This window comes from Candidatus Hydrogenedentota bacterium (assembly GCA_018005585.1).
Lineage (GTDB): Bacteria > Hydrogenedentota > Hydrogenedentia > Hydrogenedentales > JAGMZX01 > JAGMZX01.
The window spans coordinates 1-21,691 of sequence record JAGMZX010000071.1; the positions used below are offsets into that span (position 1 = coordinate 1).

The 21,691-nt window shown below is 63.7% G+C and carries 18 protein-coding genes; 6 read left to right on the top strand and 12 right to left on the bottom strand.

Features of this window, described 5'->3' with window-relative positions:
* The first annotated feature begins 302 nt into the window (after nucleotides 1-302).
* A complete protein-coding gene (locus KA184_13030) occupies nucleotides 303-1,349 on the top strand; it encodes an OmpA family protein (protein MBP8130495.1) in 1,047 nt (348 codons plus the stop codon).
* Nucleotides 1,350-1,440: 91 nt separating this feature from the next.
* Here KA184_13030 and KA184_13035 read toward each other — a convergent pair whose 3' ends face one another.
* From KA184_13035 to KA184_13050, 4 genes are all read right to left on the bottom strand, one after another.
* On the bottom strand, nucleotides 1,441-1,944 hold the full coding sequence (locus KA184_13035; protein ID MBP8130496.1) for an SRPBCC family protein: 504 nt from the start codon (nucleotides 1,942-1,944) through the stop codon (nucleotides 1,441-1,443).
* Nucleotides 1,945-1,955: 11 nt separating this feature from the next.
* The gene (locus KA184_13040) at nucleotides 1,956-2,717 is read right to left on the bottom strand and encodes a hypothetical protein (GenBank protein MBP8130497.1); all 762 of its coding nucleotides are present in this window, start codon (nucleotides 2,715-2,717) and stop codon (nucleotides 1,956-1,958) included.
* A gap of 118 nt (nucleotides 2,718-2,835) precedes the next feature.
* Nucleotides 2,836-5,385 carry a DUF4861 family protein gene (locus KA184_13045; protein MBP8130498.1) on the bottom strand — a complete coding sequence of 850 codons (2,550 nt, stop codon included), beginning with the start codon at nucleotides 5,383-5,385 and terminating at the stop codon, nucleotides 2,836-2,838.
* A gap of 83 nt (nucleotides 5,386-5,468) precedes the next feature.
* Nucleotides 5,469-7,079 (bottom strand): hypothetical protein, encoded by a 1,611-nt coding sequence (locus tag KA184_13050; protein MBP8130499.1) that lies wholly within the window; start codon nucleotides 7,077-7,079, stop codon nucleotides 5,469-5,471.
* 260 nt (nucleotides 7,080-7,339) lie between these two features.
* Between KA184_13050 and KA184_13055 the strand changes: the two genes are divergently transcribed.
* The 4 genes from KA184_13055 (at nucleotide 7,340) to KA184_13070 (ending at nucleotide 11,956) form a co-directional block, all read left to right on the top strand.
* Entirely contained in the window at nucleotides 7,340-7,912 is a 573-nt protein-coding gene (locus KA184_13055; protein ID MBP8130500.1) for a cupin domain-containing protein, read from the top strand.
* 71 nt (nucleotides 7,913-7,983) lie between these two features.
* Nucleotides 7,984-8,979 carry an arabinose ABC transporter substrate-binding protein gene (locus tag KA184_13060; GenBank protein MBP8130501.1) on the top strand — a complete coding sequence of 332 codons (996 nt, stop codon included), beginning with the start codon at nucleotides 7,984-7,986 and terminating at the stop codon, nucleotides 8,977-8,979.
* A 29-nt stretch (nucleotides 8,980-9,008) separates the two neighbouring features.
* Nucleotides 9,009-9,971, top strand: a complete 963-nt coding sequence (gene araH, locus KA184_13065) for an L-arabinose ABC transporter permease AraH (protein MBP8130502.1) — start codon at nucleotides 9,009-9,011, stop codon at nucleotides 9,969-9,971.
* Nucleotides 9,972-10,003: 32 nt separating this feature from the next.
* Nucleotides 10,004-11,956 carry an NPCBM/NEW2 domain-containing protein gene (locus KA184_13070; GenBank protein MBP8130503.1) on the top strand — a complete coding sequence of 651 codons (1,953 nt, stop codon included), beginning with the start codon at nucleotides 10,004-10,006 and terminating at the stop codon, nucleotides 11,954-11,956.
* Here the strand turns inward: KA184_13070 and rhaT are convergent.
* A complete protein-coding gene (gene rhaT / locus KA184_13075; GenBank protein MBP8130504.1) occupies nucleotides 11,837-13,060 on the bottom strand; it encodes an L-rhamnose/proton symporter RhaT in 1,224 nt (407 codons plus the stop codon). The genes KA184_13070 and rhaT overlap by 120 nt on opposite strands.
* 141 nt (nucleotides 13,061-13,201) lie before the next feature.
* Nucleotides 13,202-14,023 carry an alpha/beta fold hydrolase gene (locus tag KA184_13080; protein ID MBP8130505.1) on the bottom strand — a complete coding sequence of 274 codons (822 nt, stop codon included), beginning with the start codon at nucleotides 14,021-14,023 and terminating at the stop codon, nucleotides 13,202-13,204.
* 202 nt (nucleotides 14,024-14,225) lie between these two features.
* Between KA184_13080 and KA184_13085 the strand changes: the two genes are divergently transcribed.
* Nucleotides 14,226-15,725, top strand: coding sequence for a wax ester/triacylglycerol synthase family O-acyltransferase (locus tag KA184_13085; GenBank protein ID MBP8130506.1), 1,500 nt, complete (start codon nucleotides 14,226-14,228; stop codon nucleotides 15,723-15,725).
* 57 nt (nucleotides 15,726-15,782) lie between these two features.
* Here the strand turns inward: KA184_13085 and KA184_13090 are convergent, their stop codons facing one another.
* The 6 genes from KA184_13090 to KA184_13115 form a co-directional block, all read right to left on the bottom strand.
* The gene (locus KA184_13090; GenBank protein MBP8130507.1) at nucleotides 15,783-16,346 is read right to left on the bottom strand and encodes a GNAT family N-acetyltransferase; all 564 of its coding nucleotides are present in this window, start codon (nucleotides 16,344-16,346) and stop codon (nucleotides 15,783-15,785) included.
* A gap of 163 nt (nucleotides 16,347-16,509) precedes the next feature.
* Complete coding sequence (locus KA184_13095; GenBank protein MBP8130508.1) at nucleotides 16,510-17,016, bottom strand: hypothetical protein; 507 nt, start codon at nucleotides 17,014-17,016, stop codon at nucleotides 16,510-16,512.
* A 198-nt stretch (nucleotides 17,017-17,214) separates the two neighbouring features.
* Nucleotides 17,215-17,733 carry a PTS sugar transporter subunit IIA gene (locus KA184_13100; GenBank protein ID MBP8130509.1) on the bottom strand — a complete coding sequence of 173 codons (519 nt, stop codon included), beginning with the start codon at nucleotides 17,731-17,733 and terminating at the stop codon, nucleotides 17,215-17,217.
* On the bottom strand, nucleotides 17,720-18,403 hold the full coding sequence (locus tag KA184_13105; GenBank protein ID MBP8130510.1) for a V-type ATP synthase subunit D: 684 nt from the start codon (nucleotides 18,401-18,403) through the stop codon (nucleotides 17,720-17,722). Before KA184_13105 ends, KA184_13100 begins: the two co-directional genes overlap by 14 nt.
* A gap of 23 nt (nucleotides 18,404-18,426) precedes the next feature.
* Nucleotides 18,427-19,842, bottom strand: a complete 1,416-nt coding sequence (locus KA184_13110; protein ID MBP8130511.1) for a V-type ATP synthase subunit B — start codon at nucleotides 19,840-19,842, stop codon at nucleotides 18,427-18,429.
* Between the two features lie 47 nt (nucleotides 19,843-19,889).
* Entirely contained in the window at nucleotides 19,890-21,677 is a 1,788-nt protein-coding gene (locus KA184_13115) for a V-type ATP synthase subunit A (GenBank protein ID MBP8130512.1), read from the bottom strand.
* Nucleotides 21,678-21,691: the final 14 nt, after the last annotated feature.

The following is a 21,691-nucleotide window of genomic DNA, read 5'->3' on the forward strand; positions in this document are numbered from 1 at the left end:
CCCGGCGGGCCATGCTCACCTTCGCCAGGCCCCTGGCATCGGCAACCAAGGTTACGCTTGAAGAAGAGTCGCCCGTGACAGTGCCCGGCGACGGTACGCGACTCTCTCAGGAAATCGCCCCGAAGGCCATAGTGTCCCTGTGCGTTAGACTCCTCTGAGCGCGCGCACCCGGCGCCGCTATTCCTTAAAATCAGAAGCTGAACGACATCTTTCCTTGACAAATTGACTCCCTTGTGGTTGAATAAGAATGCGGATGAGATTCAGCGTGAATGGGCCACGCATAACCATGGGAGTGAGGTGTCATGAGAAAAATGTTCTTTCTGGCGGGTGTGGTGTGTCTTGTGCTGACGGGCTGCTTGCACGGACGCGGCGTGCATACCGTTCCGATAGAGCGCGACTATGCGCAGTTGGAGAAGGTTTGCATTGATGAAGCGGCGTGCCAGGTAGCCAAGATGCATCGCATGGGCCTGCACCAGTTGTCGCCGTATGAGGCAGAATCCGCCCAGAATTTCCTCGAATGGGCGTATATTGAAAGGGCGGAGTCCGACCGCAAGGCGACGTGGGATTTCGCCGGGCTGGCCATGCGCTATTCAAAACTGGCGATGGATTCTGGACAAGGGCTCGAAGACAAGGGCGTGGTTCCGATCCCGGACAGCCTCGAAGCCACCAGGGCGGAATTCGAGAGGCTAAGGGCCCGTTATCTGGAATTGGACCCCTGCAAGGCCAAGTTAGTGGCGCCGGTCGTCTATGCTCATATCGAGGCGAATCTGGCCAAGGCTGAGGAGGAAATCCGGGAACGGTGCCATCACACGGAGGGCTTCCGCTCTCTGCGCCTGGTCGAACCCGACATTGACGCTATCTGGGCCAGCGACGTCGACGGCGACGGCATTGTGGACATGAAGGATGGCGAGCCCTGGATCGCGGAAGACAAGGATGCGTGGCAGGACGAGGATGGGATACCGGAACCCAAGCCGTATCCAGTGCTCGAAGACGTCCTGTTCTGCGACGACTGCGATAAGTTGTCGAAAGAAGCGCAGGCCTATCTGCGCGGCATTGCCGACATGCTGTATGACGGCTACTCGGAAGTGACCGTGGTGCTGAGCGGACACACCTCCAGCACGGCCAGCAACGATTACAACATGGCCTTGTCGCAGCGGCGCGTCGAAGCGGTGAAGGCATTCCTGTTGGCGAACGGCGTGAAGCAGGACATTACGGCCATCGTCACCAGCCAGCACGGCGAAGAACAGTTGAAAGTGTCGCCCGACAAGACGTCGGCCGATCAGGCTCTGAACCGCCGCGTTGAAATCATGCTCGACTCCCCTGACCCTGTCAGCCCATACTGTCAATAAATAAACGGCACAGTGCTGAACGATAAGACGGCAGGGACTGCCCTGGATGGGTGGTCCCTGCCTTTTATTCCCGGGGATTTCGAAACGCCGGTTACTTGGCCTTCCCGCCGCTTTTCCTCTTGCGCGCCTCGCGTTCAAAGGTGCGGCCCAGATTTTGAAGATACTGGTCGATCAGCCGCGTGAACTCGGCGCGCACGACCGGCGCCACCACGATTCTCACCAGCGACGGCAAGGGAAGACTCATCGTTCCTTTCGTTTCCAGCTTGACGCGCGTCCGCGCGTCATCAAGCGTCTTGATGGTCCACTTGCCGCTGACTTCCGCGTTGCCCTCGCCCTTGACCGGCGTCCACTTCACGGAGCCCTTATCCCGGTCGCTCACGTATTTGCAGGCATAGACCGTTTGGATGTGGTAGCGGTCCAGTCCGATCTTCTCCATCTCCCATCGGTATCTTTCTCCGCCGAGTTCGACCAGGCTCTCGACCTTCGGGAAGTGGCTGACGGAACGCGGGACGTCCGACAGCACGTCGAATACGCGGTCAAACGGGCACGCCGTTTCAAATGCCCGCTCTATTTCAAAGTCGACCTGAAACGCCATACCTCCGCTCCTTATGAGGACGCCGTGCGCACCACGGCGCGCACGCGGTCAAACCAGTCAAACTCGACCCGCTCGATCCCGTCGATGATATGAGGAAATACGCCCGCGTCCATGCCCTCGTACAATTCCAAACCGCCCCGCAACACCGCAATGCCCAGGGCCAGCCCTTCGCGCTCGCTTTCCGTGTACAGGTCCGCGCGCCGGCCCATAATCTCATACACGTGGTCCATGATCTCGGCCGACGTGCGCAACAGCGACACATTCGCGAGAGCGCGGAACAGATTCAGGATATCGCGGATCAGGCGGTCTACGTGTTTCTCCGGGATGTTCGTGATAAGAGCGAGCATCTTGCGCCGGTCGCGCGTGCCGGCTTCCGTCAGGCGCACTTTCTCCGCCTCGGCCAGCATATAACGCTCGAGCTTGCGCGTCTCGACGTACGCGTCGAATGTGCTGCGCCCGGCCGAAACCGCCGCAGGCAGCTTGCGCCCGAGCCGCCAGAGCGAAGTCAGCGCCGTCGTCACGAGCGGCTGCAGCCGCCGCGGAGAACGCAGCAGCCGGCCTAAATGGTCAAACGCGTCGTCCAACTGCGCGCGCCGTTCCGGCGGCGGATAGACGTGGTCCAGGAAATACTCGCGCAAGCAATCGATGGACTGGTCCGAGATCACGTCAAACTGGGCAAACTTGCGCACATGCGCCACCTGGTAGCGGTCCCGCAGTTCGTCCCGGTAGAAACTGATTATGGCGTCTTTCGGATCGAACGCTTTTCGCGGCATCGCGTCACCTGCTCCTTCTCAAATCCCCCGCATCCCCCCGGCTCCAATCCGCGCCAAAACTGTAACACGGCCACCCCCGTCCGGCAAAGAAAACGCGGTACGCATCCGGGGCCGGTTATCACCTGCCGGCCATGACCTGGATGCGGAGGCGGCGCAGGTCGCGCATCCAGTTCTCAATCGTGGGGCAGCGGTTGAAACGCCTGCCGCGCAGCCAGTCGCCCTGGATGTAGTAGCGGAGGGCCTCGCCGCGTTCGATTCGCAGCACGACCTGGTGCTCGTCTTCATCGTCCGCGCAACGCAGGTACCGTTCCGCCGGGAACAGGAGACCCATGCCGACCTCGCCGATGACGGCCTGCTGCACGCCCCAGTTGGCCATGATGCCCGCTCCGGAATCGAAGGCGAAGGCTTGTTGCGGCAGGCGAGTCAGACCAAGGCCGAGTTCGACGGCGTCGCCGGGCGCGCCGCCGGAAACGAGGATGTCAACGGCGGAGTCGCGGCGGCCCGCGAACGCCGAGCACGTAAATTGCACGGTGTATGGCGCGGCTTCAGGGCCCACATTCTCGGCAAGCAGTTCAATCGTGACGTGGTCGTTCGCAGCCTCGATCAAACGCTTCGACCACCGGATGGCGCCTTCGCCGTTGGGGCTGTAGACCGGAAAGGCGATGCCGTTGACGTACAGGGTGGCACCGCCGATGCCCGGCGACGCGCCCACATGCAGCGCGTCCATGCCCCACGGCTGTTCCTCGTGATAGCTCGCGCCCGGCGCGAAGTTGTTCAGGACCAGACCGCTCCCGTGCTTGCCGAAGAAATCGAACTGGCCCCAATAGGCGCGGTATGCGCACAGTTCCGATTCCCAGCCGATGTTCGGCGGCACCCAGTCCTGCGCCCACGCGGCACGCGGTTCATCCAACAGGGTGTTCCAATCGGCATGAGCATCGGCGAGGGCCTGCAAGGGGTTCTGCGCCAGGCCGAATTCCTTTTCGAGCAACGCCTGCATGCCTGCGAGGTCGCCGTGGCCGCGCAGCGCGCCGAAGGCCTTCCAGAAATCAGGCGCATCGTGAACGCGTTTGAGCGCGACGATGCGCCGGTCCTTCAGCAGGTCCAGGTAATAGCGCAGGGCCTCGTTGCTTTGAGAAAGGCGGCGGCGCAGGTCACGGTCCAGGTTTGGCACATCGAAAGCCGTTGCAAGGAGCCGCTGCACGGGGTCGTCATCGGTCCCACCCGCGACGGCAATGGCCTGCGCGAGGCGCTGGTCCAGCGCGAAGAGCGCGTCCGGCGCGGCAGCGACCAGCGGCTGCATAATGGCGGTGACTTCGCCGAAAGTGTAGCGCACGTCGAAGCGGGGCGCGCCGCCTGCGGTCCAGGTGTCGTCCGGGTTGCCGTCCGCGTCCGCGTCGAGGACCCACGTGTCGATATAGCCGTCGTTGTCCGCGTCCTGATAATCGTAGCGCATGTCGGCCTGCTGGTCGTAGTCAAGGTCCGGTGCAAGCCACATCCGGTTCGCGCCGAACAGGTGCAGCCGCTGGTCCGTAGGCGCGTAATAGAGGCGCATCGGCCCGCGGGGCGTTTCCGCCAGCTCGTAGCGGCGGTTGTACAGACCGCCGCTCGGCCCGCCGATCTGCTTGAACGCGTCGTTGCCCTTCGCGATTACGCCTTCCCAGCGTTCCTGGGTATCGGTGAAGCGGCCGTTGTCGAGGTTGTCGCCATCCATGTTGAGGTCATTCTCGACCCAGGTCAGCATGAGCACGGCCCAAGGCGTCTCGCGCGCGAACTGCGGCGCGACGTGATACCTGAGGAACGGCCCCGTCGGGATGTCGCGCAACGTGATGCGCTCCATCAGCCTCGGGTCGATGGTCTGGCCGGGCGCGGCGTGCGCGCTGATAGATACGTCGAAGTCGCGCGGGCTTTCGAACGTGGCGTCGTTGTCCGCATCGAAGCTGTACCGCAACTTGCCCAGACCCTCGTTGCGGCCCTCGATGCGCACCACCTCTTCGGTGACGGCGTCGCCATCGTGGTCGTAAAAGAGGAACGGGTTTTCCCACAGGCATATCCATTCCGGGTCTTTCATGCTGATGGCGAAGGCGCAGAACAACTCGTCGCCGCCGAAATGGGTTCGGTATTGGCACAACGGCTGCCGGTACGTGTAGCCCACGTCGTACCAGAGAAGGTTGTCGTCGCCGATGTCCCGGCCCCACCACGCCATCAACCCGTCCTCGGTAGCGCCTGCCGGTTTGCCCGGGAAGTAGAAGGCCATCTCGTCCACGTCGTTGTCGCCGTCGATATCCGTGTAGTCCAGGACCGCGTCCACCACGCCATCGCCTTTCCAGTCAGCAACATAGAGGTCGCTGTCCAGGTCCGGCTCCTGGCCCGGAAGCAGGTCGCCGTCCTCGTCGATGGCGCGCACGAGGACAGGCCGCCACTCCTCGGGGTGGCGCGAGCCATTGTCGACAAACCAGACTTCTTCGGGTTGACCGTCGCCGTCCGGGTCGACGTAATGCCTCTGGCCCGGCTCGCTGCTGATGACGCTCCGGACCATCACGGCGTCCAGGCGGACGGCATCGCCGAAGACGCGTTCGAACACTTGAAGCGCGGCAGCGTTTGGCTCATTCGCGCACGCGCCGAAAGCGGCCAGCGCCATGATGCAAGACAGAAATACGACGGATTTCATTGCGTTTCCCTCTCCATATGCCTGTTGCACGGTCTGCATCCCCGAGCGGACCCTCACAAGTCTGACCACTTGAACTCCCTGGGTCAAGAACGCTCAAGTCTTACATCGGTCACGAGTGCGGTGTCCAGGCCGTCCACCGCGACCCCACGGCGCGTTTCACCGCAGCGCAGGGTGAGTTCTTTACGGTCCTCGGACAGATTCCACAGGAGCACGGCGCGCGCGGTCGGATACCACGCGCAAACGACGGGCAGGTCCTCCTCGATGTACGGAACACTCGCGAGGTGAGGCAGTACGGCATGCTTGAGCCCGAACAGGGCGTCCAGGGACTCCTCCACCGCCCGAAGGTCCGCCGTCTGTGGCCCTGCGTCGGGACGCACGATGAGCGTGGCGCCCTTATCACGCCAATCTGGCGTGACGGCGCGCGCATCCGCGTCCGCCAGGAACACCCAGCCGTCCGCGCCCGGTTCTTCTACGACTTCAAACGGCACCCCCGCCGCCAGCCACAGGCTGTAGGGGTTGGCGTCGCCGACCCAGCGGCTGTGCTCGCCCCAGAAATGCTTGAACGGTCCGCGCGGCGCGTGCCCGGCGAGTTGGCGGTGCAGCTCCGCCTGTTTGCGCATGGCGGGCTTGAGCGTGGCCCAGTGCGTTCGCGGGAAGGGCGTATTGCCGCTCATGAACATGGTGTTGCGCACGTCGCTCAGCGTCGACACGGCGAGTTTGGCCGCCATGTTGCGCGCCGACAGCTTGTCCGGCGGCCACGCGGTCGTTTCGCTGAACGCCCGTTCGGGCGCGACGAAACGCCGATGAAACAGGGCACTGAACAACTCGTCGGTCTTTCCCTTCAACGGCGCGAACGAGGCGTCGTCAAACATCAGTTCGCCCACGCGCATAGGCACGCCTGCATAATCCGCGAGCCGGATGCCCGCCTTCTCCGAGCCGAGAAACATGACCATGATGCCCAGTTCGGCCTCCGGGCGCAGCGCTTCCTGCTGCGCGCGAAACGAAGCCGTCAATTCGTCGCACGCATCTGTTACCCACGCCCGGACCAGCGGTGCAAGCTCGCGTTTGCCGACGGCCTCGAGCAAAGCGGCCCATTCCGGCTCGCCATAGCCATGCCGCGCGAGGAATTGCCGCTTGTGGTCCTCGCAGAAACAGCCTCCGATGTCGTTCGGCGACGGGGCCAGCCGGAAATCGTCGTCAACAAAGACAATCCCCGGTTCCGCGCCCTTGAGTTGCTTCAGCGCTTCCACGTTGGCTTCCGTCGCGCCCGGATGGAGGCAGACACCGTGATAGCGTTGGCCGTCGGGCCGCACGCCGCCTTTCCACGGCATCAACGGCACGCCCGGCATGTAATCCGGCTGTGTCTCGGTAAAGGTGGGGTGCCCGAGTGGCACGGTGATCTGGTGGACCGCCATGCCCATGGCCTCGAGCCGCCGTTTCCAGGCTAGCGCATCCTCGACCGTGTGGTGCCAATGCCCGTGGAAGAAGCTTGCGACCCAGACGTGCCCCACGCCAGCATCCTTCAGAGCCCCCGCGAGTTCGGCGTCCTCATTGAGCGCGTCAATCGATATAGACGCGTGGTAGGTCCGCGCGGCCGCGTCTTCCACGGCGGCCTGCGCCGCGATACTGTGACAAAGGCAGCAACCCGCGCCCACCGCCGCACATCCTGTCAAGAATTCCCTGCGCGAAATCATGGCACTGGCCCTCCGCCGGTTTGCCCGTGTTTGCACGGGTCGAATACGGCGACACTACGTGGCTATTGCGCCCTGCGTCAAGCAGTCGAGAAACGGCGGCGCGCCACTCCGGGAACGTGACCGGGACGCCGCGGCTACGGACGTCGCGGCCGCGGGGCCGCTACGGTAGCAGCGGCGTAGCCTGTTCGGCTATGCTGTGCGGGCGGCGTTGTCGCCGTGGAGCGCGGGGACGAAAGTCTGGGGCGAAGGGAGAACGCAGCATGTCGGACGAGCACGTCGGGAAAAAGATTCAGCAATTGCGCGAGGCGCAGGGACTCGGCATCGAAGAGCTGGCGGAACGCAGCCACTGCAACCCGAAATTCATCGAGCATCTCGAAACGGGCAAGCTGGTGCCGTCGCTGGCCCCGCTGACGAAAATCGCGCGCGGGCTCGGGGTGCATCTCGGCACGTTCCTCGACGACGCGCCAGACCGCGGCCCCGTCGTGGTGCGCGGCGGGCATTCGGACAGCATGTTTCACTTGTCCGGCATCAGTCCATCGAGCCTCGGCACGCTCGAATTCACGTCTCTGGCGACGAACATGAAAGACCGGCACATGGAGCCGTTCGTGATCACGGTGCACCCGACAGTGCCGGAGGACATCACCCTCTCTTCACACGAAGGGGAGGAGTTCATCTACGTGCTCTCCGGCGCGATCGAGGTGGCTTACGGCACCGAGACGCACGTGCTCCGGGCGGGCGACAGCATCTACTACGAGTCCACGACGCCGCACCAGGTCCAAGCCAGCGGCGACGCCGACGCGCGCATCCTGGCGGTCATCTTTACGCCCGCATGAACGGCCCGCACCATTGCCGGGATGATCTGGAAGGCATGCGTGCCCTGGAATAGGAAGCGGAGATGCGATTGATGCCAGTCAGACGCGGTACTTGCGGGGTCTTGGCACTACTGCTGCTCGCGGGCTTGTTGGGGGCCTGTTCCGGCGGGGGCGAACCTGGGCGCATCAAGATCGGGTTCCTCGTCAAACAGCCCGAGGTGGTCTGGTTCCAAAAGGAATGGGAATTCGCCCAGCAGGCCGCGGACCGTTACGGTTTCGACCTGATCAAGATTGGCGCCACGGACGCGGAAAAGGTGCTCGCGGCCATTGGCAACCTCGGCGCACAAGGAGCGCAGGGCTTTATCATCTGCACGCCGGATGTGCGCCTTGGTCCGGGCATCATGGCGCGGGCGAACCTGTACGGGATGAAAGTCTTCACGGTGGACGACCAGCTCGTCGGGCCGGACGGGCAGTTCCTGGACGTGCCCTACATGGGCATCTCCGCCTCCGACATCGGCAGGAAGGTCGGGCACGCGCTCTACGGCGAGTATGACCGGCGCGGCTGGCCCGTGGAGGAGACCGCGGCCTGCATCGTCACTTACGACCAACTAACCACAGCCAAGGAACGCACGGACGGCGCCATCGCAGCCCTGGTCGAGGCCGGGTTCCCGGCGGACCGCATACACCAGACCGCGCAACGCACAACGGATATCGAGGGCAGCTTCAATGCGGCGGGGACGCTCCTGACGCGCTTCCCGGACGTGAAGCGGTGGCTCGTCGCCTCGATGAACGATGAAGGGGTCATCGGCGCGGTGCGCGCGATGGAAGGGCGCGGGTTCTCCGCGGACACGGTAATCGGTATCGGCATCGGCGGCAGCAGTTGTGTCGTCGAGTTTCAGAAGTCATCGCCCACAGGGTTCTACGCGACGTGCCTGATCAGCCCCAAGCGCCACGGCTACGAAACGGCGGAATGGATGTACAAGTGGGTCACGGAAGGCGTCGAGCCGCCTGAAGATACGCGCACCGAGGGCATAATTATCACGCGGGACACCTACGAGCAGGTCATGCGGGAACACGGGCTATTGTAGCAGGCCCAACCGAGGAACCATCGCGTCTGATGCCGGCGACTCCGATGAGACTGCGAACACTGGCGGGTCTTCTCCGGGACCGTGCCGGAATGCTGGCGCTCTTCCTCCTCATGTTCGCAATTCTGGCCTTCGCCGTTCCCAATTTCTTCACCTGGGCCAACATGATGGAACTGGCGCTGTCGGTGTCGATGGTCGGCATGGTCGCCTGCACGATGCTGCTCTGCCTGGCTTCGGGCGACTTCGACCTCTCCGTAGAGGCGGTAGTCGCATCGGCGGGCGTGCTGGCGGCCGTCGTGATTGGCGCGACGAACAGCGTGGCGCTGGGTATCCTGGCGGGCGTGGTCGCGGGCGGCGTTGTCGGCCTGACCAACGGCGTCGTTATTGCCTATTTCGGCGTCAATGCGCTGATCACCACGCTCTCGACCATGCAAATCGTGCGGGGATTAGGCTTTATCGTCGCGGGCGGCGCCGCCGTGCCCATCGTGCGTGAGGAATTCTTCGTGCTGGGCATGGGCAGCCTGTTCAGCGTGCCCTATCCGGTCTGGATCACGCTGGCGTGCTTCCTCCTCTTCGCGTTCGTGCTCAACCACACGGCGTTTGGCCGGCACACGCTGGCGATCGGCGGCAACCGCGAAGCGACCCGGCTCTCCGGCATTCCCGTCGAGCGCGTCAAAATCGTCATTTTCACGCTGCAAGGGTTGATGGCGGGCTTCGCCGGCGTAATCCTGACCTCGCGCTTCACGAGCGGCCAACCGAACAGCGGCGTCGGGTTTTCGCTCGACGTGATCTCCGCGTGCGTGCTCGGCGGCGTGTCGCTTTCCGGCGGCGTGGGCACAGTCACGGGCGTCGTCGTGGGCGTGCTGATCATGGGCACGGTCCAGGACGTGATGAGCCTGCTCAACGTGCCGACTTTCAGTCAATACGTGGCCCGCGGCGTCATCCTGCTCGCCGCGGTGCTCTTCGACCAACTCAAGAACCGGTTCGGGCGCTGATGCCACGGCCCACTACTGGAGGAAGCACTGTGATGATACGCGCGCTGTTGACGGTCCTGCTGAGTTCCGCCCCATTTGCCGATACGGTCGGCCTCGCCGAACTCGATCTGGCCAGGATGACCGCCGGTTGGGGCCAGCCCCGCGCGAACCAGTCCGTGCAGGAGAATCCGTTGCGTATCGCCGGGCAGGCGTACGAACACGGCGTGGGCACGCACGCGCACAGCGTGCTGTATGTCGCGCTGCACGGCGAGGCCAAGGCGCTGACGGGCGCGGCGGGTATCGACGACGAGGTCAACGGCGCGGCCGCCAGCGTGCGGTTCCGCGTCATCGGCGACGGCAAGGTCTTGTGGGACAGCGGCGTGCGCAAGGCAAACGAGCCCGCCGTCCCGTTCGAACTTGACCTGCAGGGCGTACAGACACTCGCGCTGCTCGCGGACCCCGCGGGCGACGGCGTCAGCTTCGACCACGCGGACTGGGCGGACGTGCGCATCGCGTTCGAGGGCGCGCGGCCCGAGGCCATCGACCCACCCCGCGAAGAGCCGTACATCCTGACGCCGCCCGCGCCGCGCGAACCGCGAATCAACGGCCCGCGCGTCTTCGGCGTGCGGCCCGGTTCGCCCTTCCTGTTCACGATTCCCGCGACGGGCGACCGCCCCATGACGTTTGGGGCCGAGGGGCTGCCCGAGGGGTTGACGCTCGATGCTGAGACCGGCCGCATCAGCGGCGTATTGGCCGCGGCAGGCGAGCACAAGGTCCTGCTGTGCGCCAAGAACGCGCTTGGCGAGGCGCGGCGCGACTTCCGGATCATCGCGGGCGACACCGTAGCGCTAACGCCGCCCATGGGGTGGAACAGCTGGTACTGCTATTTCGATTCCGTGACGGACGAGATGATGCGGACTGCCGCGGACGCGATGGTGGCGTCCGGCATGGTCAATCACGGCTACGCCTACGTGAACATCGACGACGGCTGGTCCGTGCGGCCCGGCGCGCGCCGTAAACCCGTAAGCGGCGAAGAGCGCGACGCGCAAGGCCGGATCAACAGCAACGGCAAGTTCCCGGACATGCGCGCGCTCACGGATTACATCCACAGCCTGGGCCTGAAGGCAGGCATCTACACCTCGCCCGGACCCACGACCTGCGCCGGCTACGCGGGCACCTATCAGCACGAGGAACAGGACGCGGCCCGGTTCGCGGAATGGGGCTTCGATTTCCTCAAATACGACTGGTGCTCCTACGGCAATATGGTGCGCAATCCCACGCTCGAGGAACTCAAGGCTCCTTATCTCGCGATGCGGCGCGCCCTCGACGCGCAGCCCCGCGACATCGTCTACAACCTGTGCCAGTACGGGATGGGCAACGTGTGGGAATGGGGCGCGGAAGTGGGCGGCAATTGCTGGCGCACCACGGGCGACCTCGGCGCGGCCACGGACCTCTTCACGAACGTGGTGAGCTACGGCCTCTTCCACCACGACAAGGCGCAGTGGAACCGGCCCGGCCACTATAACGATCCCGACTACCTGCTCATCGGGCACATCGGCTGGCATGGCGAACTGCGGCCCACGCCACTGACGCCGAACGAGCAGTACTTTCACATCTCCTTGTGGGCGCTGCTCGCGGTGCCGTTCATCTTCAGTGGCGACATCTCGAAGCTCGACCCTTTCACGCTTAGCCTGCTGACAAACGACGAGGTTCTCGAAATCGATCAAGACCCGCTCTGCCGCGCCGCCGCGCCCGTCATGCACGGCGACCTCGTGGAAGCCTGGGCCAAGGACATGGAAGACGGGTCGAAGTCCGTCGGGCTCTTCAACCTGGACGAAATCGAGCGGGAAGTGCGTGTCACGTGGACCGAACTCGGCGTGACCGGGTCACGACGGGTCCGCGACCTCTGGCGGCAGCAGGACCTGGGCGCCTTCGACGGGGATTTCGCCGGTCGTGTGCCCCGGCACGGTGCCGTGCTGGTCCGCATTTTCCCCGAGGGGAAGTGAGGCCGGTTGCGCGGCGGCGGCTTCCCCTGTGGCTGCCGTTTCCTGCGCGGTTGCGTCTTGGTTGCGCCGTTCTTCGAGCGTGTTGCCCGTGCCCACGACGATAGTCGACGCCATCAGCACGAGGATGCCCGCGAGTACCCAGTGCAAGGTGCGCCGGCTTGACCCGCGCCACTCGCGGAAAATCAGGCCCCAGATATTGCTGAAAATGATGATAAACGCCATGTGCAGCGTCCAACTCGAGAAGTCGAAGGTCCCCATCTGCGTCTTGCCCATGCCGAAAAACATAAACTGGAAATACCACGTGGTACCCGCAAGGGCAGAGAGCGCGAAGTTCAAGAGAAGCGGCGTATCCGTATTCACATAGTCGCCGCCGCTGCGGTTCTTCCGGTTCAGATACACGCACCAGAGCACGTTCGTTGTAAACCCGCCCGCGAGCACGATGATGAACACCGGGCCGTTCACGAACAGCGCGGGCGCACCCATATTGCCCGCCAGTTCGGCCAGAGGCCTGCCCGCCGTGATGCCGTAGTTCATGCACGCGCTCATCACGCCCGACAGCACCGCAACCCACACGCCCTTGAAGAAATCGAACTCCTGGATGCTCGCCGTTTTCGCCTCCGCGGAGAGTTCGCGCTCCTTGCGTATACCCGCGTGGCCGCACGTGGCGATGCCCGCAAGGCAGACGCCTACGCCCGAGATCACCACCCAGCCGCTGAAGTGGCTCGCGAGTTCCGGCATGCGGCCCTCAAAGAGCGGCGGGATTAGCGTGCCAAACGCCGCGCAAAAGCCCAGCGTAATCGCGTAGCCGAGCGACATGCCCAGGTACCGCACCGACAGTCCGAACGTCAGCCCGCCAATCCCCCACAGCACGCCGAAGAAATAGCACCAGAACAGCGTCTTAAGGTCCGCCGCGAGCAGAACGCCGGCCACGTCCGGCACCGTGAGCAGCGCCACGGTCCACGGCGCGATAATCCAACTGAATATCCCGCCAACGATCCAGTAGCTCTCCCACGACCAGCGCCGCACCCCCTTGTACGGAATATAGAAGCTGGCGGCGGCCAGTCCGCCCACCGCGTGCAGTGTCACCCCAAGAAACGGATTCACCGGCAGAACCCTCGCTTGTTGAGTCCTCAGGATATACAGGAACCGACACGGTTGTGTCCACGTTCCAGGACTGCACCGGTTTTCCGGCCATTTCACGCGGCGCAAGCCTGCGCGCCTGACGCCGCACACCCCGCAAGGGAATCATCGGGCAGGCAGGACGTCGGGCTCGCGTTTGCGCGGTTTGCCGCGCCGGGCGGCGCGCCATTGCCGCTCCGCGGCGTGGAGCCGCTGCGCAATAACGCGATAAGACTCCGGATTCCAGACGAGGCCGATGTGCGTGCCGCTCACTTCCACGTCCGTGGTTCGGTCGTCGTTGATACACACAGGCCAATCGACTACGCCGTCGTTTTTCGTATACACGGCGGTCTGAGGAATGTTGCCCGGGAAAGTGTACCGCATCGTGCAGGAAAAACCGCAGGCACACGTGGCGGTGAAGCATTGCTTGCCGTAGCAGCGGCGCCCATGCAGCCGGCTGCGCAAGCGCTCGATGGTGCGGTATATCCACGGGTTCACGCGGACGCCGCGAAACGGGGAGGCAAGCATGATCACCGAGGCGACCCGGTCGGGCCGGCGCGCGGCAACGCCGCGGGCGAGCACGCCACCCAGGCTGTGGCCGACGAGATGAACCCGTCTGCCGGTGGCGTTGTACGCATAGTTCAAGGTCCGGAGCAAGCGGTGGATAAGGAGGTCGGGACACTCGGCGTTCTGGCCGATACGTGACATATACGGGGTGTAGCCGACGCGCCGGAGCCAGAGATACATCTCGATAAGGTAAAGGTCGCACCCCAGAAAGCCGGGCACCACGATCACCGGTTCCCCGCGGCCGTGGGGCACCCCGTACCCATAGTAGACGGGGGCAAGCTTGAGCGAGACATAGTCGACGGCGCTGAACAATTCACGCCAAAAGGAGATATTGGCGCGACGAGGTTCTTCGACGATGGCGACCGCGCCGGCATGGGCCATGCCTGATGATCCTCCTTGCCTTGGCCACGTGCGTTACACGAGGATTGTAGCATAACACGCGCACCGGGTTACCAGCCGTCCAACCCATTGATTGGGTAGCACTTAGACACGGACCTTGTCTTGTGCGCGGTTCATTGGCTATAATTCCGCGGAAATGCGCGTTGCAGATGCGCGTCACCGCAAGAACAGGGGAACCGCAGGCATGTCAGAGAATCATCTGGACAGACGCTTGTCTCCCATGGACGCCTTTTTCCTCTATCTCGAACGGGAGGAACAGCCGCTGCACGTGGGGGCCGTGTGCGTGTTCGAAGGCCGCATCCCCTATCGAGAGTTCGTGCAGACGCTGGAATCCCGGTTGCATCTTGTGCCCCGCTACCGGCAACGCGTCCTCTTCACGCCGCTGCAGTTGGGTCATCCCGTCTGGGAGCACGACCCGGATTTCGACATCAAGAATCACGTGTTCCGCGTCCGGCTCCCGGCACCCGCGACAGAAGAAGAGTTGCGCACGCTGACGGGCCAGATCTTTACCGGCATGCTGGACCGCAACAAGCCGTTGTGGGAGGTCTATTTCGTCGAGGGACTCGAAGGCAACCGCACCGCCGTGGTGGTCAAGGTACATCATTGCATGGTAGACGGCGTCGCGGGCATCGGTCTCGCGCTGGTATTGCTCGACATTGTGCCCGACCCGCCGAAGATACCAAAACCCCGCTTCCGGCCGGCGCCCCTGCCCGCGGCGAAGGATTTGGTCGTGGATGCGCTATGGGACAATGCCAGCGACACGCTGCGGCACTGGTCCCGGTGGCAGCGCGGCTTGGCGGCCTATGCGCGAGGCTTCGATTCGGTAAGCGTGGCGCGGAACTTCAAGAAATTCGCCACAACGATGGCGCGCTTCCTGCTCCCGTTCACGCGCATGCCGTTCAATGTGCCGCTGAGCGGTGAGCGCGTCGTGTACTGGCGTGAATACTTGTTCGCAGACGCGCGCGCCATTCGCGCGGTGCTCGGCGGCACCGTGAACGACGTGATCCTGACCGTTCTGGGCGCGGCGATGCGCAAGTATTTCCAGGAGATGCGGCCGGGAAAACGGTTGCCGGAGTCGCTTCGGGTGCTCGTGCCCGTAAACGTCCGCCGCGAAACGGAGCGGGCCGCGCTGGGCAATCACATCTCGCTTATGCCCGTTGAACTGCCGCTGCATCCGGAGGGTGCGCCCGAGCGGCTGCGCGCCACCGACGTGCTCATGCGTCAATTGAAGGAAGCGCGCGTGGCGGAAGCGATCGCCCTGATGTTCGACGTCGTGCAGGGAGCCCCGGCGTTTCTGCAGGCGCTGGCGCTGGGCGCGTGGGCGCATCCGCTGGTTCAAGGGACCATGTCCACCGTGGCCGCGCCGGTCCCGCCCGCCAATCTGATCTGCACGAACGTGCCGGGGCCGCAGATACCGCTCTATTCGTGCGGGCACAAGCTGCTCGCCATGTATCCCGCGTTACCGGTGGCCCTGGAGATGGGCGTGAACATGGCTATCACCAGCTATGACCAGAAGCTGTTCATCACGTTCATAGGCGACGGCAAGACGGACCAGGACTTGAAGAGGATCGCGGATTACTTCGATGCCAGCTTCCGGGAACTGCGCGGAACGGCCGAAGTGAAGGGGGCGCAATACATCGAAATCATCCGCCAGCAGCATGAGAAACCGGCGGAGGCGTGCTGAACCTCCTGAGGGCCGCTGCGCGAGACGCAGCCACTCCAGAGGGAAGCGGTTCGCGCCTCAGAGGTCGTCCAGCCGGCAGGACATAACCAGCAGGTCGTGGGTGTGCCCCTCCGCGTCCATCAGCCAGTCCGTGAGCAAAGCCTCAGCCTTGAATCCCAGCCGTTCCAGCATGACCTGAAGCGGCATCTGATCGCGGCGCATGTTGACGACGATGCGCTGCAGCTTATGCTGGCGCCCCACCTGGAACATTTCGTGAACAAGACGCTTACCCAGCCCGATGCCACGGAGTTCCGGCGCGATGACGACGCGGATTTCGCCCAGATGGCGCGTCCACAGCAACTGGTCCCGATGCAGGCTGGCATACCCTACAATCCGGTGTTTTTCGTCGTTCGCCAGCACTGTAATCGTCGAGCCCTGCCGTATCTTGTCGATCCAGTCGTCGACGACGGCCGTCTTGGTGATGTCTTTGCGCAGGAACATCACGTCGTCCGCGGGCAGGGATTGCGTAAAGCGGAGCAACCGGTCCCGGTCCTCCGCTTTCATCAACTCGAAGGCTATGGTATGCGTGCCAAGTTTCTCGGACCAGGGGTAGACGCGCTTGGACTTTTTCTGCGTTGCCATGTGATTCCCCACTGCCTCCGTGGCTACGGATAGCGCCGGCGCCGCAGCCTGGGCACGCCTTGCGCGCCAGCGTTTCTCATCTGTGCGGCAAGATACCCCGTCGCCGCCCCGGAAAACAACTCTTCGAGCGGCCGCAGTCTAGTGGCTCCTGCGCGGTGCGGCTTCACGATTTGGCGGCGCGTTTCTTCGAGGCGGCTTTCTTCCGCGCCGGACGTTTCTTGGCCGAGGCTTTCTTCGGCGCGGCCGCAGGCGCTGCGTCCGTTTTCACCACGCGCTCGAAATAGTCGGTCACCAGGTCAAAGCTCTTGTCCACGGTCTTCTGAAAGTCGGCGCGGCCCGCGCGCAGCATGCGCAGCCACTCCTTGACGATCGCCACCCCTTCCTTCGGCAGCCAGCCGGCGTCCTCAGCCAGGTTCTGAATAACCTTCTCCGACTGTTCCTGCAATTGCGTGATCACCTTGAAGGTGTTGTCGAAGGTCGTCTTCTGAAAATCGATAACCGAGAGCATCAGTTTCGTGGCGCGCCGCTGCGTGCCGGCTGCTGCGTCTTCCGCGCGCTTGCCAATCTTCTCTTTGAGCTTCTCGGCGCGGTCCGTAATGCTGCCAATGGCGTCTTTGACGAGCTTCGGCGTCTTGTCAAGCGATTTTGCAGCCGCCTTCTTCTTCAGCATGATTCTCTCTCCTTTTCCGTCCTGGGGCACTGCCCCGCCGCAGTCGGGTAACGTTCCCCGCACCAGGCGGGGCTTGTATATCTAACGGTCGGTAGACAGACCGCGAACCCGGCTCCCGCCCGGAGTCATGGAACGGGCGAACGTCGCGGAACCGACCATGCTTACAGCACTTATGCTACTCCAAGCGTCCGGGAGCAGTCAAGAATCGCTCGACCTTGCTTGCCCGGGCGCCTGACGCGTCTCAGGCGGCGGGAATTCCGTTTCCATGCAGGTCATCAGGTCGAGAAGGCTTTGGGCGTCCGGCTGAGACACGAGGGTTTCCACAACCGCGGGATTGGAGAACAGGCGCCCCACATAGGAATTGATGCGCACACGGCCGGCGAAATCGTTCTTCGGCGAGACCATCAAGAGGACCAGCCGCGTAGGCGCCCCATCGAGCGACTCGAACGGGATGCCCGCCGGGACCGTTCCCAGCGCGGCCACCGTATCATCCACAAGTTCCGACATGGCGTGCGGAATGGCGACGCCATACTCCATGCCGGTACCCAGGATGCTCTCGCGGTCGAGAAGGGCTTCGAGAACACCATCCCGCCGGGCGTAAGACACCTCATGTGCCTGCACGAGGACATCGAGCAATTCGGCGATGGCCTCTTCCCGCGAGCGCGCTTCCATGTTCATCTTGATGAGGTCCGGGCGCAGAAAGTCAGCCAGACGCATGGTCAGCCCCCCCGCTTTCGGCCGTTTCACTGGCGAGACGCTGCCGGCCTTTCTTCCCTTTAATGCGCTTCATGCGGAACGTATCTTCCCGTTCGCGCTCATTGAGCACGCGCGAGATGGCGTTCATTTCGCCGCTCAGCTTTGGAATCAGGTACTCTTCAAGCGCGTTGATGCGGCGGCTTACCTTCTTGACTTCTTGGCCGATGGCCTGCAGGTTGCGTTCCATCGGCGCGCATTTGAGGAGCTGCTCGAGCATTTCCTCATAAGCCTGCGCGACTTCGTGAACGTGGGCCGAGTTGTCGAGCATACCGATGCCGCGGCTCTTCAGGTCGCGCACGACGCCGTCCACCGTAATATCGCCCAGGCCGACGCCCCACACCTTTTCCGTGTGCACGGAGAGCGTGATCTCGCGACGGCCGGCCAGGGCCGCCGAGCGCAATTCCGGCGTGCCGCAAACCGCGCGCGCGAGGGCCAGCGCGACAGCGGCGCCGCGGCCGCGGTGATGCAGTTCGTTGCGCATCGAACGCAGTTCCCGCGCGCGCTTCAGCAACTCCTGCAGCAGCGCGTCGCGCTTGCCCTTCAGCAGGACCACGCCATCGACGGCCAGCTTAATCTGCGCCTTGCGCTGGAGCAGATTCATGCGCGTCGGAGAGAAGGTGTCAAGGCTCATGAAGCGTTATCCCGTTCGTAATGCTATGCGTGCGACTTCAAATACGGGGAGTGCACGCCGTCCTTCATGATGGGCGAATAATACGCATCCAACGTCTTCTTGTTGATGCGCGTCAGTTCCTCCTTCGGCAGCATGGCGAGCAGTTCCCAACCGAGGTCAAAGGTCTCCTGGATGCTGCGGCGGGTAAATCCCTGTCCGAGCATCCGCCGCTCGAACGCGTTCGCGAAGCCCAGATACTTGCGGTCCAGGTCGGTGAGCGCGTCTTCGCCGACGATTGCCATCAGCTTTCGCACGTTCGTGCCTTGTGCATAGGCGGCGTAGAGCTGGTTCGACCATTCTCGGTGCCACTCCGTCGTCTTGTCCTTGCCGATGCCATTGTTCATCAGGCGCGAGAGACAAGGCAAGATATCCACCGGCGGGAACACGCCCTGCCGGTGCAGGCCGCGGCTCAGCACGATCTGTCCTTCGGTGATGTACCCCGTAAGGTCCGGGATTGGGTGCGTGATGTCGTCGTCCGGCATCGTGAGCATGGGAATCTGCGTTACCGACCCGTTCTTGCCGTGGATGCGTCCGGCGCGCTCGTATATGGTCGAGAGGTCCGTATACATGTAGCCGGGATACCCGCGGCGGCCGGGAATCTCTTCCCGGGCCGAGGACACCTGGCGCAGCGCTTCGCAGTAGTTGGTCATGTCCGTCAGGATGACCAGCACCTGGTACCCCTTCTCGAAGGCGAGGTATTCGGCGACGGTCAGCGCGCACCGCGGCGTGAAAATGCGCTCGATGGCGGGATCGTCGGCCTGATTGAGAAACGCGACGACGCGGGAGCCTTGGCCGCCTTCGTCGAAGGCCTGCAGGAAATACTGCGCCTCGCGCGCCGTGATACCCATGGCGCCGAATACAATCACGAACTGTTCTTCGGCGCGCGTCGTGCCCGAATTCTGCACGATCAGGTTGGCCAGTTCGTTGCCCGGCAAACCCGAGCCGAGGAAGATGGGCAGCTTCTGCCCGCGCACGAGCGTGTTGAACCCGTCAATCGCGGAAACGCCCGTCTCGATAAAGTCGTTCGGCTGCGCGCGCGCGACGGGGTTAATGGCGCTTCCGGAAATCTCCAATTCCTTCTCCGCGACGACCGGCGGCAGCCCATCGATGGGCTCGCCGGTGCCGTTGAAGCGGCGTCCAATCACGTCCGGCGAGCAAGCCACGCGCGCCGCGGAGTCTTTCAGGGAAACGGACGTGCCCTTGACGTCGATGCCCGAGGTGCCCTGCAGCACCTGCACGACCGCGTGCGTCTTCGTGGATTCCAGGACCTGACCCTGGCGCACATCCCCGTTTTCGAGGTGGATGTCCAGGATGGCGCCGGTCGGGAATTGCTCGGCGTTCTTCAGGAAGATGAGCGGACCGGACACATAGGTCAGGTTCCAGTATTCGGTGTGCAACATGCTCTCGCTTGTCGTTTCAGGCATGGCGCTATACCTCTCTTGCGTCGTCACCGCGCCTGCAGCGCGGCGAGGGCTTGTTTCATCTGTTCATGAACGGCGTTCTTGCGCTCGGCGAATTCCTCGTTGGCGACGTCGCGCAAGCGCGCAATATCCTCGCGGACCGGCAATTCCAGAACGCGGCGCAACGGGACCTCGCGGTTGAGCACACCCTGGCATTCCTCGTAGAACGAGATGAGGATATCCATCAGGCCGCCCATCTTCGGCAGCCCGCAGAAGCCGTCATTCTTCGAAAACGCGTTCTGCTGCAGAAACACCTCGCGGATCAGCCTCGCGATTTCGAGCACGAGCCGCTCGTTGTCCTGCAAGGCGTCGGGGCCGACGAGTTGCACCACTTCCTGCAATTCGGCGTCGCGCTGCAGCAGGGTCATCACCTCCTGGCGCAACTTGATCCAGTTCGGCGGCCCGTACTGGTCGAACCAGGGCTTGAGCGCGTCAAAGTAGAGCGAATAACTGCGGTTCCAGTTGATCGCCGGATAGTGCCGGCGGTACGCCAGCGCCGCATCCAGCGCCCAGACGGCGCCAGATACGCGCTGCGAGGTCTGCGTGACCGGCTCGGAATAGTCGCCGCCCGGCGGCGACACCGCGCCGACGGCCGAGAGCGAGCCCGTGCGCGGCTGCTCGCCTTCCTTTACCGTGCCACAGCAAACGACGCGGCCGGTGCGCTCGTAGAATTCGGAGACGCGCGCGGAAAGATACGTGGGGTAGCCCTCTTCGCCGGGCATTTCCTCGAGGCGCGACGAGATTTCGCGCAGCGCTTCGGCCCAACGGCTGGTCGAGTCCGCCATGAGCGCGCAATCGTAGCCCATGTCGCGGTAGTACTCGGCAAGCGTCATGCCGGTGTATACCGACGCGTCGCGCGCGGCCACGGGCATATTTGACGTGTTTACCACAAGAATCGTGCGGCTCATCAGCGAATCGCCCGTATTCGGGTCCTCGAGGTGCGGAAATTCGCTCAGCACTTCCGTCATCTCGTTGCCGCGTTCGCCGCAGCCGACATAGACGATGATTTGCGCATTGCAGAACTTCGAGAGGCTCTGCTCCACGACGGTCTTGCCCGTGCCGAAGCCGCCCGGCACAATCGCCGACCCGCCCATCGCGATGGGGAACAGACAGTCCAGCACGCGCTGGCCCGTGAGGAACGGCATGTTCATGGGCAGCTTCTTCGCAAAGGGACGGCCCTGTTTCACGGGCGATTGGTGCATCATCCTCAGTTCGGAGCCGTCCCGGAGCCGCGCGACCACCTGCTCGACCGTATACTCGCCCTCGGGCGCGACCCAGTCGATTACGCCGGCGCCGCGCGGCGGCACGAGGATACGGTGCTCAATGGCCTTGGTCTCCTGGGTCACGCCCAGGATATCGCCGCCGGCGACCACGTCGCCCGGCTTGACCCGCGGCGCAAAGCCCCATTTCCTCTCCCGGTCCAGCGCAACGGCGGTAATGCCTCGGCCGATGAAGTCGCCCGACGACTGGCGCAGCGTTTCGAGAGGGCGCTGAATGCCGTCAAAGGTGGCCCCGAGCAGGCCCGGCCCAAGTTCGACACTCAGCGGCGCGCCCGTCGCAACGACCGGCTCCCCGAGGTACATTCCTTCGGTGCTTTCAAACACCTGCGCAAAAATCTTGCTGCCGTCGATGCGGATGACCTCGCCGAGGAGGCCCAATTCTCCGACGCGCACGATTTCGCCCATACCCACGCCGAGCATCCCGTCCGCCTCGATCATGGGGCCCGAAATGCGCACGAGCTTGCCCGTAATCTGTCCCTGTACGGCTATCGCCATCTTCGTTCACTCCA